Origin of the sequence: Paraburkholderia sp. J10-1 (assembly GCF_905220165.1) — a bacterium.
Classification (GTDB): Bacteria; Pseudomonadota; Gammaproteobacteria; order Burkholderiales; family Burkholderiaceae; genus Paraburkholderia.
The window spans coordinates 1-17,080 of record NZ_CAJMYW010000033.1; the positions used below are offsets into that span (position 1 = coordinate 1).

Sequence of the window (17,080 nt, forward strand, 5' to 3'; positions counted from 1 at the left end):
CCTCTACAAGCGAAACCCCGGCCCTAAAAAGCCGGGGTTTTTGCTTTTTCGCTCTCCCTATAAGTGAGAGCGTTGTGGGATCGGCGCCGAACAAAGTGCTTGACACGATTCGGATGTTCCCCCATAATCATCAGTTCTCTGCGGAGGGGTGCCCGAGTGGCTAAAGGGGGCAGACTGTAAATCTGTTGGCTTACGCCTACGTTGGTTCGAATCCAACCTCCTCCACCAGAATTCAGCTGTAGTAAGTGTCGGGCCGGCAGCAGTACAAAGCCGGCGAACCTCGCGGGTGTAGCTCAATGGTAGAGCAGAAGCCTTCCAAGCTTACGACGAGGGTTCGATTCCCTTCACCCGCTCCAGCGAAGCAATAAAGCGGTTTAGAGCAGTTTTTGCCCATGTGGCTCAGTGGTAGAGCACTCCCTTGGTAAGGGAGAGGTCGGCAGTTCGATCCTGCCCATGGGCACCAGCCGGTATCTAGCGGGCCTCAGAAGCCCCGCATCGAGCAGGCAGCAGCAAGCCAGTGATTGTTTGCGCGCCCCGCGCAACGTACGGAAAAATCCTCTTAGGAGTCGAAAATGGCCAAGGGTAAGTTTGAGCGGACCAAGCCGCACGTGAACGTGGGCACGATCGGTCACGTTGACCACGGCAAGACCACGCTGACGGCAGCGATCACGACGGTTCTGACCGCGAAGTTCGGCGGCGAAGCCAAGGCGTACGACCAGATCGACGCAGCGCCGGAAGAAAAGGCACGTGGTATTACCATCAACACCGCGCACGTCGAGTACGAAACGGCTAACCGCCACTACGCACACGTCGACTGCCCGGGCCACGCTGACTACGTGAAGAACATGATCACGGGCGCGGCACAGATGGACGGCGCAATCCTGGTGTGCTCGGCCGCTGACGGCCCGATGCCGCAAACGCGTGAGCACATCCTGCTCGCCCGTCAGGTTGGTGTTCCGTACATCATCGTGTTCCTGAACAAGTGCGACATGGTCGACGACGCCGAGCTGCTCGAGCTGGTCGAAATGGAAGTGCGCGAGCTCCTGTCGAAGTACGACTTCCCGGGCGACGACACGCCGATCATCAAGGGTTCGGCCAAGCTGGCGCTGGAAGGCGACAAGGGCGAACTGGGTGAAGTGGCGATCATGAACCTGGCCGACGCACTGGACACGTACATCCCGACGCCGGAGCGTGCAGTTGACGGCGCGTTCCTGATGCCGGTGGAAGACGTGTTCTCGATCTCGGGTCGCGGCACGGTGGTGACGGGTCGCGTTGAGCGCGGCATCGTGAAGGTCGGCGAGGAAATCGAAATCGTCGGTATCAAGCCGACGGTGAAGACGACCTGCACGGGCGTGGAAATGTTCCGCAAGCTGCTCGACCAGGGTCAGGCAGGCGACAACGTGGGTATCCTGCTGCGCGGCACGAAGCGTGAAGACGTGGAGCGTGGCCAGGTTCTGGCCAAGCCGGGTTCGATCACGCCGCACACGCACTTCACGGCTGAAGTGTACGTGCTGAGCAAGGACGAAGGCGGCCGTCACACGCCGTTCTTCAACAACTACCGTCCGCAGTTCTACTTCCGTACGACGGACGTGACGGGCTCGATCGAGCTGCCGAAGGACAAGGAAATGGTCATGCCGGGCGACAACGTGTCGATCACGGTGAAGCTGATCGCTCCGATCGCGATGGAAGAAGGTCTGCGCTTCGCAATCCGCGAAGGTGGCCGTACCGTCGGCGCCGGCGTGGTTGCAAAGATCATCGAGTAAGTTTTTGCCAGTCTCGTTGATCGACTAAGTGGTTTCGGGGTTGGCGATGCCGCCAACCCCAAAATGGTTTAGGGGTATAGCTCAACTGGCAGAGCGTCGGTCTCCAAAACCGAAGGTTGGGGGTTCGATTCCCTCTGCCCCTGCCAACTTCTCGCGCTTCGGCGCGTTGTTCTTTAAGGTGTTATGGCGAATCCTTCCGTCGAAACTGTTAATACTTCCAGCGACAAGCTGATGCTTGCAGTGGGCGTATTGTTGGTTGTGGCCGGGTTCGTAGGGTTCTACTGGCTCGGTAGCCAGGAGTGGTATGTCCGCGGTGCAGCGCTCGCAGTGGGCGTGATCGCGGGGGTGGTAGTCGGTCTTCTCTCGGCGCCCGGCAAGAGCTTCATCGCGTTTGCCAAAGACTCGTACAAGGAAGTTCGCAAGGTCGTCTGGCCGACTCGCAAAGAGGCCACGCAAACGACCCTGGTGGTCTTCGGTTTTGTGCTGGCAATGGCCATCATTCTGTGGGTTTGCGACAAGTCCATCGAGTGGGTGATTTTCTCGGCGATTCTGGGTTGGAAATGATATGAGCGATACACCGGCATCCCCGAGCGGAAAACGTTGGTATGTGGTGCACGCCTACTCCGGCATGGAGAAGAGCGTGCAACGTGCGCTTCAGGAGCGCATCGAACGTGCTGGCATGCAAGACAAGTTTGGCCAGATCCTCGTTCCGACGGAAGAAGTGGTCGAGGTGAAGGGTGGTCACAAATCAGTGACCGAACGTCGTTTCTTCCCGGGCTATGTCCTGGTTGAGATGGAAATGACGGACGAAACGTGGCACCTCGTGAAGAACACGGCAAAGGTGACCGGTTTTGTCGGCGGGGCGCGTAATCGCCCGAGCCCGATTTCGCCGCGCGAAGTCGAAAAGATCATGTCGCAGATGCAGGAAGGCGTTGAGAAGCCGCGCCCCAAGACCCTGTTCGAAGTCGGCGAGATGGTCCGCGTGAAGGAAGGTCCGTTCACGGACTTCAACGGCAGCGTCGAAGAAGTCAACTACGAAAAGTCGCGCGTCCGGGTCTCCGTCACCATTTTCGGTCGCGCCACACCGGTCGAACTCGAATTCGGCCAGGTCGAAAAGCTGTAAATCGAATACTACGGATCGCGCCTCTGGTGCGGTCCGTTTTTCCGCGCTTACGGTCCGCGTTATGGCCGTAGAGGAGCGCCAGTAGTCCAGTCGGCTGTAGATGTCGCCAAAGCAGTTGGCACAGCGAAGATTGTGGCGAGCGCGCGCTACCACTCACCAGAACGCTCACGCGTTCCAAAGAGGTTTTCAACATGGCAAAGAAAATCATCGGCTTTATCAAGCTGCAGATTCCTGCAGGTAAAGCCAATCCGTCGCCGCCGGTCGGCCCGGCACTGGGTCAACGCGGCCTGAACATCATGGAGTTCTGCAAGGCGTTCAACGCGCAGACTCAAGCCATGGAACCGGGTCTGCCGGTTCCGGTCGTGATCACGGCATTCGCGGACAAGAGCTTCACGTTCATCCTGAAGACGCCGCCGGCTACGGTTCTGATCAAGAAGGCAGCGAAGGTCGACAAGGGTTCGGCCAAGCCGCACACCGACAAGGTCGCTACGATTACCCGCGCGCAAGCTGAGGAAATCGCCAAGACCAAGATGCCGGACCTCACGGCAGCCGATATGGACGCAGCGGTCCGCACGATCGCTGGTAGCGCCCGCTCGATGGGCATTGTCGTGGAGGGCGTGTAAATGGCTAAGGTTTCGAAGCGTCAAAAGGCACTGGCTGCCAAGATCGACCGCCAGAAGCAATACCCGATCGGCGACGCACTGTCGCTCGTGAAGGAATGCGCCACGGCGAAGTTCGACGAGTCGATCGACGTTGCAGTGCAGCTCGGCATCGATGCGAAGAAGTCGGACCAGGTCGTTCGTGGTTCGGTCGTTCTGCCCGCAGGTACCGGCAAGTCGGTCCGCGTTGCAGTGTTCGCGCAAGGTGAAAAGGCTGAGCAAGCCAAGGCAGCAGGCGCTGAGATCGTCGGTATGGAAGACCTCGCCGAGCAGATCAAGGGCGGCAACCTGAACTTCGACATCGTGATCGCTTCGCCGGACACGATGCGCGTTGTCGGTACGCTCGGTCAGATCCTCGGCCCGCGCGGCCTCATGCCGAACCCGAAGGTCGGCACCGTGACGCCGGACGTGGCGACCGCGGTCAAGAACGCGAAGGCTGGTCAGGTGCAATTCCGTGTCGACAAGGCCGGTATCATCCACGCGACCATCGGCCGTGCATCGTTCGAGCCGACCGCGCTGCGCAGCAACCTGGACGCGCTCCTCGACGCGCTGACCAAGGCGAAGCCGGCAACGAGCAAGGGCGTGTACCTGCGCAAGATCGCTGTCTCGAGCACGATGGGCGTTGGCGTTCGCGTCGACCAAACGTCGCTCGCAGCGTAATAGTTTCGCCGCGCTGAGGTTTGAAAGAACAGCAGCGCGGATTTAAAGGGCTTTGGGCGGTTGTGCAGCGGCAGTTTGCGCGGTGCAACCGGTTGTCAAAGACCGTTGGCGGAAGTGCAGCAGTTGGGTGCTTCCTTAATGCAAAGCCAACGCAGATGGCGAACCCGAAAAGGTTTTGAAGTGCTGATGTGAGCGGATGCGGGCGGCAACGCCTGAAGATGCAAACTGATTTACTCCGGACTGGTCGGTCGCCGTTGTTGAACGCGGCACATGTAGCGAAAGCAAAGTGTGTCGAATCTGGAGGTTAACCGTGCCACTGAACAAAGAAGGTAAGCAGGCCGTCGTGGCTGAAGTCTCCGCGCAAGTCGCGAAGGCTCAGACCATGGTGCTGGCCGAGTATCGTGGAATCGCGGTTGGCGATCTGACCAAGCTGCGCGCGAAAGCGCGTGAGCAGCAGGTGTACCTGCGCGTGTTGAAGAACACGCTGGCGCGTCGCGCTGTCGAAGGTACCCCGTTTGCTCCGCTGGCAGAGCAGATGACTGGCCCCCTGATCTACGGCATCTCGGAAGATGCAATTGCTGCTGCGAAGGTCGTCAATGACTTCGCGAAGGGCAATGACAAGTTGGTCATCAAGGCTGGTTCCTACGAAGGCAAGGTGATGGACGTGGCAGGCGTGCAAGCGCTGGCCAACATCCCGAGCCGCGAAGAACTGCTCTCGAAACTGCTGTTCGTTATGCAAGCTCCTGTTTCCGGCTTCGCGCGTGCTCTGGCCGCGCTGGCGGAGAAGAAGCAAGCAGAAGCTGCCTGATTTCAGGCAGACGAACGAGCAAGAGCGAGCGAAGATCGCTAGCTGTTTCCGAATTCAAATCTGGAGTAATTTCAAATGGCAATCGCAAAAGAAGACATCCTCGAAGCCGTTGGCTCGATGTCGGTTCTCGAACTGAACGAACTGGTCAAGGCATTCGAAGAGAAGTTTGGCGTGTCGGCAGCTGCTGTGGCAGTCGCTGGCCCGGCAGGCGGCGGCGCTGCTGCTGCTGCTGAAGAGCAGACCGAATTCACGGTCAACCTGCTTGAAGCAGGCGCGAACAAGGTTTCGGTCATTAAGGCCGTTCGTGAACTGACGGGTCTCGGCCTGAAGGAAGCGAAGGACCTGGTCGACGGTGCACCGAAGCCCGTGAAGGAAGCGGTGCCCAAGGCTGCTGCTGAAGAAGCGAAGAAGAAGCTGGAAGAAGCCGGCGCGAAGGCTGAAATCAAGTAAGTTTCAGCGCGCTGTGCGAAGGCTGGCGGTTTTTACACCGCCGGCCTTTTTGTGCTTTGTGGGTTCTGCGTTTTTGTGTTCGATTTTTTTGAAGTCGGAGGCGGAATGCGGGACCTAGAAGCCAAAGAAAAACGTCTTTCGCCGGGTGAAAGCCTCAAGGGCACCATCTGGGCGCACGACGCTTCTCTTTGTCTTCTGAAGCGACTGCAGAAGGCAAGTTTGGTCGGGCAGCGGGCAAGTTATGACAAGCCGAAATCCGTTGCCGTCAGCCAGCGGTTGGTAGAGGCCAACCACCAAGCTTCCAGGGCTCGCGAAGCCATCGGGTCTCAGTCGGTGAACACTCGGGTCGTCCTACCCGCCGTGATTCGGAGATCGTATGCACTATTCCTTCACCGAGAAGAAGCGTATTCGCAAGAGTTTCGCGAAACGCCCCATCGTTCACCAGGTTCCTTTCCTGCTGGCTACCCAGCTTGAATCATTCAGCACTTTCCTGCAAGCAGAAACGGCGACCGCACAACGCAAACCGGAAGGTCTGCAGGCAGCGTTTTCGTCCGTTTTTCCTATTGTTTCCCATAACGGCTTTGCTCGTCTAGAGTTCGTCAGCTACATGCTGTCGTCGCCGGCATTCAACATCAAGGAATGCCAGCAACGCGGTTTGACGTACTGCTCGGCGCTGCGCGCCAAGGTCCGTCTCGTCCTGCTCGACAAGGAATCGCCGAGCAAGCCGGTCGTGAAGGAAGTGAAGGAACAGGAAGTGTACATGGGCGAAATTCCGCTCATGACGCCGACCGGTTCGTTCGTTATCAACGGCACCGAGCGTGTCATCGTCTCGCAGCTGCACCGCTCGCCTGGCGTGTTCTTCGAACACGACAAGGGCAAGACGCACAGCTCGGGCAAACTGCTTTTCTCGGCCCGTATCATTCCTTACCGCGGTTCGTGGCTCGATTTCGAGTTCGACCCGAAGGACGTGCTGTACTTCCGTGTGGACCGTCGCCGCAAGATGCCGGTCACGATCCTGCTGAAGGCTATCGGCCTCACGCCGGAACAGATCCTCGCGAACTTCTTCGTGTTCGACAACTTCACGCTGATGCCGGAAGGCGCGCAGATGGAGTTCGTGCCGGAGCGTCTGCGCGGTGAAGTCGCGCGCTTCGACATCAGCGATCGCGAAGGCAAGGTCATCGTCCAGAAGGACAAGCGGATCAACGCGAAGCACATCCGCGACCTCGAAAACGCGAAGACCACCTACATTTCGGTCCCCGAAGATTATCTGCTCGGCCGCGTTCTCGCGAAGAACGTCGTCGACGGCGACACGGGCGAAGTGATCGCGAACGCAAACGACGAGATCACGGAAAGCGTGCTCGAGAAGCTGCGCGAAGCGAAGATCAAGGACATCCAGACGCTCTACACGAACGATCTGGACCAGGGTCCGTACATCTCGTCGACGCTGCGTATCGACGAAACCGCCGACAAGATGGCCGCGCGCATCGCGATCTACCGCATGATGCGTCCGGGCGAGCCGCCGACCGAAGAGGCAGTCGAGGCGCTGTTCAACCGCCTGTTCTATAGCGAAGAAGCGTACGACCTCTCGAAGGTGGGTCGTATGAAGTTCAACCGCCGCGTGGGCCGTGACGAAATCGTCGGCCCGATGACGCTGCAGGACGACGACATCCTCGCGACCATCAAGATCCTCGTCGAGCTGCGCAACGGCAAGGGCGAAGTGGACGACATCGACCACTTGGGCAACCGCCGCGTGCGTTGCGTGGGCGAGCTCGCGGAGAATCAATTCCGCGCGGGTCTCGTGCGCGTCGAACGTGCAGTGAAGGAACGCCTCGGCCAGGCCGAAAGCGAAAACCTGATGCCGCACGACCTGATCAACTCGAAGCCGATTTCGTCGGCGATTCGCGAGTTCTTCGGTTCGTCGCAGCTGTCGCAGTTCATGGACCAGACCAACCCGCTCTCGGAAATCACGCACAAGCGTCGTGTTTCCGCACTGGGCCCGGGCGGTCTGACGCGTGAGCGCGCAGGCTTTGAAGTCCGCGACGTGCACCCGACCCACTATGGCCGCGTGTGCCCGATCGAGACGCCGGAAGGTCCGAACATTGGTCTGATCAACTCGCTCGCACTGTACGCGCACCTGAACGAATACGGCTTCCTCGAAACGCCGTATCGCAAGGTCGTGGACAGCAAGGTGACCGACCAGATCGACTACCTGTCGGCGATCGAAGAAGGCCGTTACGTGATCGCTCAGGCGAACGCGGCAGTGGCCGAAGACGGCACGCTGACCGACGAACTCGTCTCGTCGCGTGAAGCGGGCGAAACGCTGATGGTCACGCCGGACCGCATCCAGTACATGGACGTGGCGCCGTCGCAGATCGTCTCGGTTGCTGCTTCGCTGATTCCGTTCCTCGAGCACGACGACGCGAACCGTGCACTGATGGGTTCGAACATGCAGCGTCAGGCCGTGCCTTGCCTGCGTCCGGAAAAGCCGGTCGTCGGTACGGGTATCGAGCGCACGGTTGCGGTCGACTCGGGCACGACGGTTCAGGCGCTGCGTGGCGGCGTGGTGGACTACGTCGACGCAGGCCGTATCGTGATTCGTGTGAACGACGACGAAGCGGTGGCGGGTGAGGTTGGTGTCGATATCTACAACCTGATCAAGTACACGCGTTCGAACCAGAACACGAACATCAACCAGCGTCCGATCGTGAAGATGGGCGACAAGGTTGCGCGCGGCGACGTGCTGGCTGACGGCGCATCGACCGATCTGGGCGAGCTCGCGCTCGGCCAGAACATGCTGATCGCGTTCATGCCGTGGAACGGCTACAACTTCGAAGACTCGATCCTGATCTCGGAGAAGGTGGTTGCGGACGACCGTTACACGTCGATCCACATCGAAGAACTGAATGTCGTTGCACGCGACACGAAGCTCGGACCGGAAGAAATCACGCGCGACATTTCGAACCTCGCGGAAGTGCAGCTTGGCCGTCTCGACGAGTCGGGCATCGTGTACATCGGCGCGGAAGTCGAAGCGGGCGACGTGCTCGTGGGCAAGGTCACGCCGAAGGGCGAAACCCAGCTCACGCCGGAAGAAAAGCTGCTGCGCGCGATCTTCGGCGAGAAGGCTTCGGACGTGAAGGACACGTCGCTGCGTGTGCCCTCGGGCATGAGCGGCACGGTCATCGACGTGCAGGTGTTCACGCGTGAAGGCATCCAGCGCGACAAGCGTGCACAACAGATCATCGACGATGAACTGAAGCGCTATCGCCTCGACCTGAACGACCAGCTGCGTATCGTGGAAGGCGACGCGTTCCAGCGTCTCGCACGTATGCTCGAAGGCAAGGTCGCGAACGGCGGTCCGAAGAAGCTCGCGAAGGGCACGAAGATCGAGCGCGCGTACCTCGAAGACCTGGATCACTACCACTGGTTCGACATCCGTCTCGCGGACGAAGAAGCAGCGGCGCAGCTCGAAGCGATCAAGAACTCGATCGAAGAGAAGCGTCACCAGTTCGATCTGGCTTTCGAAGAAAAGCGCAAGAAGCTCACGCAAGGCGACGAACTGCCGCCGGGCGTGCTGAAGATGGTCAAGGTGTACCTCGCGGTGAAGCGTCGTCTGCAGCCTGGCGACAAGATGGCAGGCCGTCACGGTAACAAGGGTGTGGTGTCGAAGATCGTTCCGATCGAAGACATGCCGTACATGGCTGATGGCCGTCCGGCAGACGTCGTGCTGAACCCGCTCGGCGTGCCGTCACGGATGAACGTGGGTCAGGTTCTCGAAGTGCACCTCGGTTGGGCCGCGAAGGGTCTGGGCTGGCGTATTGGCGAAATGCTCGCGCGTCAGACGAAGGTTGCGGAGATGCGTGAGTTCCTCACGAAGATCTACAACGAATCGGGCCACAAGGAAGACCTCGACAGCTTCAGCGACGACGAGATCCTCGAACTCGCGAAGAACCTGCGCGAAGGCGTGCCGTTCGCAACGCCGGTGTTCGACGGTGCGACCGAAGAGGAAATGTCGAAGATGCTCGACCTGGCGTTCCCGGACGACATCGCGACGAACCTCGGCATGACGCCGTCGAAGAACCAGGTGCGTCTGTACGACGGCCGCACGGGCGAGATGTTCGAGCGTACGGTCACCGTGGGCTACATGCACTACCTGAAGCTGCACCACCTTGTCGACGACAAGATGCACGCGCGTTCGACGGGTCCGTACTCGCTCGTGACGCAGCAGCCGCTGGGTGGTAAGGCGCAATTCGGTGGTCAGCGCTTCGGTGAAATGGAAGTGTGGGCGCTCGAAGCGTATGGCGCTTCGTATGTGCTGCAGGAAATGTTGACGGTGAAGTCCGATGACGTGACGGGCCGGACGAAGGTGTACGAAAACCTCGTCAAGGGCGACCACGTGATCGACGCGGGCATGCCGGAATCCTTCAATGTGCTGGTGAAGGAAATCCGCTCGCTCGGCATCGACATCGACCTCGACCGCAACTAATCGGACTACGGAGAGAAGGCAATGAAAGCTCTGCTCGATCTATTCAAGCAAGTCCAACAAGAAGAAGTTTTTGACGCGATCAAGATCGGTCTGGCCTCGCCGGACAAGATCCGTTCGTGGTCGTTCGGCGAAGTGAAGAAGCCGGAGACCATCAACTACCGCACGTTCAAGCCGGAGCGGGATGGTCTGTTTTGCGCGAAGATTTTTGGTCCGATCAAGGACTACGAATGCCTTTGCGGCAAGTACAAGCGCCTGAAGCATCGTGGCGTGATCTGCGAGAAGTGCGGCGTGGAAGTCACGCTCGCCAAGGTGCGTCGCGAACGCATGGGCCACATCGAGCTGGCCTCGCCGGTCGCTCACATCTGGTTCCTGAAGTCGCTGCCGTCGCGTCTGGGCATGGTGCTCGACATGACGCTGCGCGACATCGAGCGCGTGCTGTACTTCGAAGCGTACGTGGTGATCGAACCGGGCATGACGCCGCTGAAGGCGCGGCAGATCATGACCGAAGAGGATTACTACAACAAGGTCGAAGAGTACGGTGACGAATTCCGCGCTGAAATGGGCGCGGAAGGCGTGCGCGAGCTGCTGCGTGCGATCAACATCGACGAACAGGTCGAGACGCTGCGCACGGAGCTTAAGAACACCGGCTCGGAAGCGAAGATCAAGAAGTACGCGAAGCGCCTGAAGGTGCTCGAGGCCTTCCAGCGTTCGGGCATCAAGCCCGAATGGATGGTGCTCGAAGTGCTGCCGGTGCTGCCGCCCGAACTGCGTCCGCTCGTGCCGCTGGACGGTGGCCGCTTCGCGACCTCGGACCTGAACGACCTGTATCGCCGCGTCATCAACCGTAACAACCGTCTGAAGCGTCTGCTCGAGCTGAAGGCGCCGGAGATCATCGTCCGCAACGAAAAGCGGATGCTCCAGGAAGCGGTTGACTCGCTGCTCGACAACGGCCGTCGCGGCAAGGCGATGACGGGCGCGAACAAGCGTCCGCTGAAGTCGCTCGCCGACATGATCAAGGGTAAGGGCGGCCGCTTCCGTCAGAACCTGCTGGGCAAGCGCGTGGACTACTCGGGCCGTTCGGTCATCGTGGTGGGTCCGACGCTCAAGCTGCACCAGTGCGGTCTGCCGAAGCTGATGGCGCTCGAACTCTTCAAGCCGTTCATCTTCAACAAGCTGGAAACGATGGGCGTTGCCACGACCATCAAGGCTGCGAAGAAGGAAGTCGAGAACCAGACGCCGGTGGTGTGGGACATCCTCGAAGAGGTGATCCGCGAGCATCCGGTCATGCTCAACCGTGCGCCGACGCTGCACCGTCTTGGCATTCAGGCTTTCGAGCCGGTGCTGATCGAAGGTAAGGCAATCCAGCTGCACCCGCTCGTTTGCGCGGCGTTCAACGCCGACTTCGACGGTGACCAGATGGCTGTGCACGTTCCGCTGTCGCTCGAAGCGCAGATGGAAGCGCGTACGCTCATGCTCGCGTCGAACAACGTCCTGTTCCCGGCCAACGGCGATCCGTCGATCGTGCCGTCGCAGGATATCGTGCTCGGCCTGTACTACGCCACGCGTGAAGCGATCAACGGCAAGGGCGAAGGCATGACGTTCACGGGCGTGTCGGAAGCACTGCGCGCCTACGAGAACAAGGAAGTCGAGCTGGCCTCGCGCGTGAACGTGCGTATTACCGAAATGGTCCATAACGAGGACAAGTCGGAAGGCGCACCGGCATTCGTGCCGAAGATCACGCTGTACGCGACCACGGTCGGCCGCGCGATCCTCTCGGAAATCCTGCCGCCGGGCCTGCCGTTCACGGTGCTGAACAAGCCGCTGAAGAAGAAGGAAATCTCGCGTCTGATCAACACCGCGTTCCGCAAGTGCGGTCTGCGTGAAACGGTGATCTTCGCCGACCAGCTGATGCAGTCGGGCTTCCGCCTTGCAACGCGCGCCGGTATTTCGATCTGCGTGGACGACATGCTCGTGCCGCCGCAGAAGGAAACCATCGTCGGCGACGCCGCGAAGAAGGTGAAGGAGTACGACCGTCAGTACATGTCGGGTCTCGTCACCGCGCAAGAACGCTACAACAACGTGGTCGACATCTGGTCGGCAACGTCGGAAGCGGTCGGCAAGGCGATGATGGAGCAGCTCGCGACGGAACCGGTCATCGACCGCGACGGCAAGGAAACGCGTCAGGAATCGTTCAACTCGATCTACATGATGGCCGACTCGGGCGCGCGGGGTTCCGCGGTCCAGATCCGTCAGCTGGCGGGTATGCGCGGTCTGATGGCGAAGCCGGACGGCTCGATTATCGAAACGCCGATTACCGCGAACTTCCGCGAAGGTCTGAACGTGTTGCAGTACTTCATCTCGACCCACGGTGCACGTAAGGGTCTGGCTGATACGGCACTGAAGACCGCGAACTCGGGTTACCTGACGCGTCGTCTCGTCGACGTCACGCAGGATCTCGTGGTCGTCGAGGAAGATTGCGGCACGTCGAATGGCGTGGCGATGAAGGCCCTCGTGGAAGGCGGTGAAGTCGTCGAAGCGCTGCGCGACCGTATTCTCGGCCGCGTGGCGGTGGCGGACGTCGTCAATCCTGAAACCCAGGAAACGATCTACGCTTCGGGCGACCTGCTCGACGAAGACGCAGTCGAAACGATCGAAAGCCTCGGCATCGACGAAGTGCGCGTGCGCACGCCGCTGACCTGCGAAACGCGTTACGGCCTGTGCGCATCGTGCTACGGCCGCGACCTGGGTCGTGGTTCGCGTGTGAACGTCGGCGAAGCAGTCGGCGTGATCGCAGCACAGTCGATCGGCGAACCGGGCACGCAGCTCACGATGCGTACGTTCCACATCGGTGGTGCGGCATCGCGTGCGGCAGTGGCCTCGTCGGTGGAAGCCAAGTCGAACGGTACCGTGCGCTTCACGGCGACGATGCGTTACGTCACGAATGCGAAGGGCGAGCAGGTTGTCATCTCGCGTTCGGGCGAAGCCATCATCGCTGACGATCACGGCCGCGAGCGCGAGCGTCACAAGGTGCCGTACGGCGCGACGCTGCTGCAGCTCGATGGCGCCGCGATCAAGGCCGGCACGCAGCTCGCAACGTGGGATCCGCTCACGCGCCCGATCATCACCGAGTACGGCGGTACGGTGAAGTTCGAGAACGTCGAAGAAGGCGTGACCGTGGCCAAGCAGATCGACGACGTCACGGGTCTGTCGACCCTCGTCGTGATCGACGTGAAGCGCCGCGGTTCGCAGGCTGCGAAGAGCGTGCGTCCGCAGGTCAAGCTGCTCGACGCGAACGGCGACGAAGTGAAGATCCCGGGCACGGAGCACTCGGTGCAGATCGGCTTCCAGGTCGGCGCACTGATCACCGTGAAGGACGGTCAGCAAGTGCAGGTCGGTGAAGTGCTCGCACGTATCCCGACCGAAGCGCAGAAGACGCGTGACATTACCGGTGGTCTGCCGCGTGTGGCGGAACTGTTCGAAGCACGTTCGCCGAAGGACGCAGGTATCCTGGCGGAAGTCACGGGTACGACGTCGTTTGGTAAGGACACGAAGGGCAAGCAGCGTCTCGTTATCACGGACCTCGAAGGCAATCAGCACGAGTTCCTGATCGCGAAGGAAAAGCAGGTGCTGGTCCACGACGGTCAGGTCGTCAACAAGGGCGAAATGATCGTGGACGGCCCGGCCGATCCGCACGACATCCTGCGTCTGCAGGGTATCGAAGCGCTGTCGCGTTACATCGTGGACGAAGTGCAGGACGTGTACCGTCTGCAGGGCGTGAAGATCAACGACAAACACATCGAAGTGATCGTGCGTCAGATGCTGCGTCGTGTGCAGATCACCGACAACGGTGATACGCGCTTCATTCCGGGCGAGCAGGTCGAGCGTTCGGACATGCTGGACGAAAACGACAAGATGAACGCCGAGGACAAGCGCCCGGCAACGTACGAGAACGTGCTGCTCGGTATTACGAAGGCATCGCTCTCGACCGACTCGTTCATCTCGGCGGCATCGTTCCAGGAAACGACGCGCGTGCTGACCGAAGCGGCGATCATGGGCAAGCGCGACGATCTGCGTGGCCTGAAGGAAAACGTGATCGTCGGTCGTCTGATTCCGGCCGGTACGGGTCTCGCCTTCCACAAGGCGCGCCGTGCGAAGGAATCGTCGGATCGCGAGCGTTTCGACCAGATCGCAGCGGAAGAAGCGTTCGAGTTCGGTACGCCGGAAACCCCGGCCGCCGAGCAGCCGCAACAGCCGCATACGACGGACGAGTAAGCCTGGGGCGGTGCAAGCCGCCTTGTGCCTCGGGCTGACGTGCCCTCGCAAAAGCCGCCCGGTATTCACCGGGCGGCTTTTTTTATTGGCGCTGGCGTTTGCCCGCTCGCGCCTGCGGCCTCGTGCCGCAGTGCCGGCCCGCTCGCTGCGCGCATCGGTCAGGCGTGCTAACGTAGCGCGCCAAGTCCGCCTGTGTGGGTCTTTTCGTACGACGCTGGCGGCATTTTTCTGAATCTGGAGGCGGTAATCATGTGGGTGGTCGGGGTCGGTCTCATCCTGAATCTGGTGGCGTGTGTCGCCAGCTTTTCGCAGCTACTGCATCACGTCAGCAATCAATCTGCGGCGAACTTCTTCGCGACCTTCCTCGTGATGTGGGCGTTCCTGATTATCGGCTTCATCATGTTGCTGGCGCGCCGGGCCAAGGGCGGCGCCGCGCTGCTCACGGTCGGCTCGTTGATGTTCGTCGGCGCGAACTTCGTGCTCTTCGGGGCCGGCGTATTCGCGATCGTGGCCGCGATCGTGGCCGTTGTGACGATCGTCGGTGCAGTGCGCATCGCGCGCGGGCGTCAAGCCGCCTGACTATCTCCGTTTCACCCTGGTTGTCTGCGCTCGCGGCATGCGCGCGCAGCCCTCAGGGGCTCTTGTTTCCCGCTGGGTAACGGCCTTCGAATCCGGTACAGCGCCTCGACCTTTCGGCTAACGTTGCTTGAAGTGCGGTTTGAGGAGCGCCGCGGTTGGTAGAATGCGCCGACCGCTTCAGAATCCCGTGCCCTTCATGTCCCGCTCCCTCGAAATCCTCAACGAAGTCTTCGGCTATCCCGCGTTTAGAGGGCAGCAAGCCGAAATCGTCGAGCACGTTGCAGGGGGCGGCGATTCGCTGGTGCTCATGCCTACCGGCGGCGGCAAATCACTCTGCTACCAGATTCCGGCGCTTGTGCGGCACGAAGCCGGACTAGGGGCCGGCATCGTGGTGTCGCCGCTCATCGCGCTCATGCAGGACCAGGTGGCCGCGCTCACGGAAGTGGGCGTGCGCGCCGCTTATCTCAATTCCACGCTCAGCGGCGCCGAAGCCGCGGCTACCGAGCGAGCGCTGCGCGAAGGCGACCTCGACCTGCTTTACGTCGCACCCGAGCGCCTCATGACGCCGCGCTTTCTCGACTTGCTCGAGCGCACGCGCATCGGGCTCTTTGCGATCGACGAAGCGCATTGCGTCTCGCAATGGGGCCACGACTTCCGGCCCGAATACATCCAGCTCTCGGTGCTGCACGAACGCTTTCCGAACGTGCCGCGCATTGCGCTCACGGCGACGGCCGACGCCATCACGCGCGACGAAATTGCGCACCGGCTCGCGCTCGACGACGCACGCGTGTTCGTCTCGAGCTTCGACCGGCCGAACATCCGTTACCGGATCGCTGAAAAGGACAACGCGCGCTCGCAGCTGCTCGACTTCATCCGCGCGGAGCACACGCGCGCCGACGGCACCACGGATGCGGGCGTCGTGTATTGCCTCTCGCGCCGTAAGGTCGAAGAAACTGCAGAGTGGTTGAAAGGGCAGGGGCTGCGTGCGCTGCCGTATCACGCGGGCATGGAATTCGAGGTGCGCCAGAAGCACCAGGAGCTGTTCCAGCGCGAGGAGGGCGTGGTGATGTGCGCCACCATCGCATTCGGTATGGGCATCGACAAGCCGGACGTGCGTTTCGTCGCGCATCTCGATTTGCCGAAGAGTGTGGAAGGCTACTACCAGGAAACCGGCCGCGCGGGGCGCGACGGGCTGGCGGCCAATGCGTGGATGGCTTATGGCCTCGGCGACGTGGTACAGCAGCGCAAGATGATCGACGAGTCCGAAGCCGACGAGCAGCACAAGCGTGTGCAGACGGGCAAGCTCGACGCGCTGCTCGGCTTGTGCGAAACGGCCTCGTGCCGACGCGTACGGCTGCTCGCGTACTTCGGCGAGGAGAGCAAACCGTGTGGCAACTGCGACACGTGCCTCGAGCCGCCCGCCACCTGGGATGCGACGCGTGAAGCGCAAATGGCGCTCTCTTGCGTGTTCCGCGCGCAGCGCGCGAGCGGCTTCAACTTCGGCGCCGGCCATCTGATCGACATCCTGCGCGGCAACCGCAACGAGAAGATCCTGCAGCGCGGGCACGAGAAAATCTCCACCTTCGGCATCGGCTCGGCGCTTTCGGAGCCGGAGTGGCGCGCAATCTTCCGGCAACTGGTGGCGTTCGGTTATCTCACCGTCGACCACGACGGCTATGGTTCGCTCGTGCTCACCGAGGCGAGCAAGCCGGTCCTCAAGGGCGAGCAGAACGTCACGATGCGCCGCTACGTGAAGCCCACGCGTACGCGCACGTCGTCGAGCCGCACGAGCGAGCGCGCCGATCCGACCCTTGGCATGAGCCCGCGCCAGCGCTCGCGCTGGGAGCGCCTGCGCCTGTGGCGCACCGAAACCGCCAAGAGTGAAGGCGTGCCGGCCTACGTCATCTTCCACGACGCCACGTTGGCGGAAATCGCGCGCAACGGGCCGGAGTCGGTGGACGATTTGCGGGACATTCCGGGTATCGGCGCGCGAAAACTCGAGCGCTTCGGTGAGGAACTCGTCGAGGTCGTCGGCGACGAATAAGGCGCGGCGTTTCCTCCGGGTATTCCGGGCGCCGCCGGATTGTCACGCCGCTGTCACTTCTTCCGTCGTCCGAAATGTCGCAAGCCGTTGACTCGCTTGGTATTTTCGGAATATCATGCTGGGTTCCGGTCTTTGGGATGTGCGTGCTCGTCGATTGATTTGACGAAAACTAACATCGAATACCCAATTCCGGAGTTCGATACGCGTGCGTTTCCGCTTTGCCCGGAAATAAATGCGTC

At 60.9% G+C, this 17,080-nt stretch carries 11 protein-coding genes and 4 tRNA genes; all 15 read left to right on the forward strand.

Features of this window, described 5'->3' with window-relative positions:
• Positions 1-142 precede the first annotated feature (142 nt).
• Positions 143-228, forward strand: a tRNA-Tyr gene (locus U5A65_RS39570).
• A gap of 54 nt (positions 229-282) precedes the next feature.
• Positions 283-356 (forward strand) — tRNA-Gly (locus U5A65_RS39575).
• Between the two features lie 32 nt (positions 357-388).
• A tRNA-Thr gene (locus tag U5A65_RS39580) sits at positions 389-463 on the forward strand.
• Positions 464-572: 109 nt separating this feature from the next.
• On the forward strand, positions 573-1,763 hold the full coding sequence (gene tuf, locus U5A65_RS39585; RefSeq protein WP_028371383.1) for an elongation factor Tu: 1,191 nt from the start codon (positions 573-575) through the stop codon (positions 1,761-1,763).
• Positions 1,764-1,833: 70 nt separating this feature from the next.
• A tRNA-Trp gene (locus U5A65_RS39590) sits at positions 1,834-1,909 on the forward strand.
• 37 nt (positions 1,910-1,946) lie between these two features.
• Complete coding sequence (secE, locus tag U5A65_RS39595) at positions 1,947-2,327, forward strand: preprotein translocase subunit SecE (RefSeq protein ID WP_321917529.1); 381 nt, start codon at positions 1,947-1,949, stop codon at positions 2,325-2,327.
• 1 nt (position 2,328) lies between these two features.
• The gene (gene nusG, locus U5A65_RS39600) at positions 2,329-2,886 is read left to right on the forward strand and encodes a transcription termination/antitermination protein NusG (protein WP_028208939.1); all 558 of its coding nucleotides are present in this window, start codon (positions 2,329-2,331) and stop codon (positions 2,884-2,886) included.
• Between the two features lie 191 nt (positions 2,887-3,077).
• Entirely contained in the window at positions 3,078-3,509 is a 432-nt protein-coding gene (rplK, locus tag U5A65_RS39605) for a 50S ribosomal protein L11 (protein ID WP_027797945.1), read from the forward strand.
• Positions 3,510-4,205: a 50S ribosomal protein L1 gene (rplA, locus tag U5A65_RS39610; protein ID WP_042272956.1), complete on the forward strand. Its 696-nt coding sequence runs from the start codon at positions 3,510-3,512 to the stop codon at positions 4,203-4,205.
• 310 nt (positions 4,206-4,515) lie between these two features.
• Complete coding sequence (gene rplJ / locus U5A65_RS39615) at positions 4,516-5,013, forward strand: 50S ribosomal protein L10 (RefSeq protein ID WP_069269335.1); 498 nt, start codon at positions 4,516-4,518, stop codon at positions 5,011-5,013.
• A 75-nt stretch (positions 5,014-5,088) separates the two neighbouring features.
• Positions 5,089-5,463, forward strand: a complete 375-nt coding sequence (gene rplL / locus U5A65_RS39620) for a 50S ribosomal protein L7/L12 (RefSeq protein ID WP_027821097.1) — start codon at positions 5,089-5,091, stop codon at positions 5,461-5,463.
• 376 nt (positions 5,464-5,839) lie between these two features.
• Complete coding sequence (gene rpoB, locus U5A65_RS39625) at positions 5,840-9,946, forward strand: DNA-directed RNA polymerase subunit beta (protein ID WP_321917533.1); 4,107 nt, start codon at positions 5,840-5,842, stop codon at positions 9,944-9,946.
• A gap of 21 nt (positions 9,947-9,967) precedes the next feature.
• Positions 9,968-14,218, forward strand: a complete 4,251-nt coding sequence (rpoC, locus tag U5A65_RS39630; RefSeq protein ID WP_321939843.1) for a DNA-directed RNA polymerase subunit beta' — start codon at positions 9,968-9,970, stop codon at positions 14,216-14,218.
• 249 nt (positions 14,219-14,467) lie between these two features.
• Positions 14,468-14,797: a hypothetical protein gene (locus U5A65_RS39635; RefSeq protein WP_321917537.1), complete on the forward strand. Its 330-nt coding sequence runs from the start codon at positions 14,468-14,470 to the stop codon at positions 14,795-14,797.
• A gap of 196 nt (positions 14,798-14,993) precedes the next feature.
• Entirely contained in the window at positions 14,994-16,841 is a 1,848-nt protein-coding gene (gene recQ / locus U5A65_RS39640; RefSeq protein ID WP_321917539.1) for a DNA helicase RecQ, read from the forward strand.
• Positions 16,842-17,080: the final 239 nt, after the last annotated feature.

Excerpts from the sequence above, each read along its gene's own strand:
- rplL (WP_027821097.1), top strand. The coding sequence starts at position 5,089 with ATGGCAATCGCAAAAGAAGACATCCTCGAAGCCGTTGGCTCGATGTCG.
- tuf (WP_028371383.1), top strand. The coding sequence starts at position 573 with ATGGCCAAGGGTAAGTTTGAGCGGACCAAGCCGCACGTGAACGTGGGC.
- rpoB (WP_321917533.1), top strand. The coding sequence starts at position 5,840 with ATGCACTATTCCTTCACCGAGAAGAAGCGTATTCGCAAGAGTTTCGCG.
- rplA (WP_042272956.1), top strand. The coding sequence starts at position 3,510 with ATGGCTAAGGTTTCGAAGCGTCAAAAGGCACTGGCTGCCAAGATCGAC.
- rplK (WP_027797945.1), top strand. The coding sequence starts at position 3,078 with ATGGCAAAGAAAATCATCGGCTTTATCAAGCTGCAGATTCCTGCAGGT.
- nusG (WP_028208939.1), top strand. The coding sequence starts at position 2,329 with ATGAGCGATACACCGGCATCCCCGAGCGGAAAACGTTGGTATGTGGTG.
- U5A65_RS39635 (WP_321917537.1), top strand. The coding sequence starts at position 14,468 with ATGTGGGTGGTCGGGGTCGGTCTCATCCTGAATCTGGTGGCGTGTGTC.
- recQ (WP_321917539.1), top strand. The coding sequence starts at position 14,994 with ATGTCCCGCTCCCTCGAAATCCTCAACGAAGTCTTCGGCTATCCCGCG.
- secE (WP_321917529.1), top strand. The coding sequence starts at position 1,947 with ATGGCGAATCCTTCCGTCGAAACTGTTAATACTTCCAGCGACAAGCTG.
- rpoC (WP_321939843.1), top strand. The coding sequence starts at position 9,968 with ATGAAAGCTCTGCTCGATCTATTCAAGCAAGTCCAACAAGAAGAAGTT.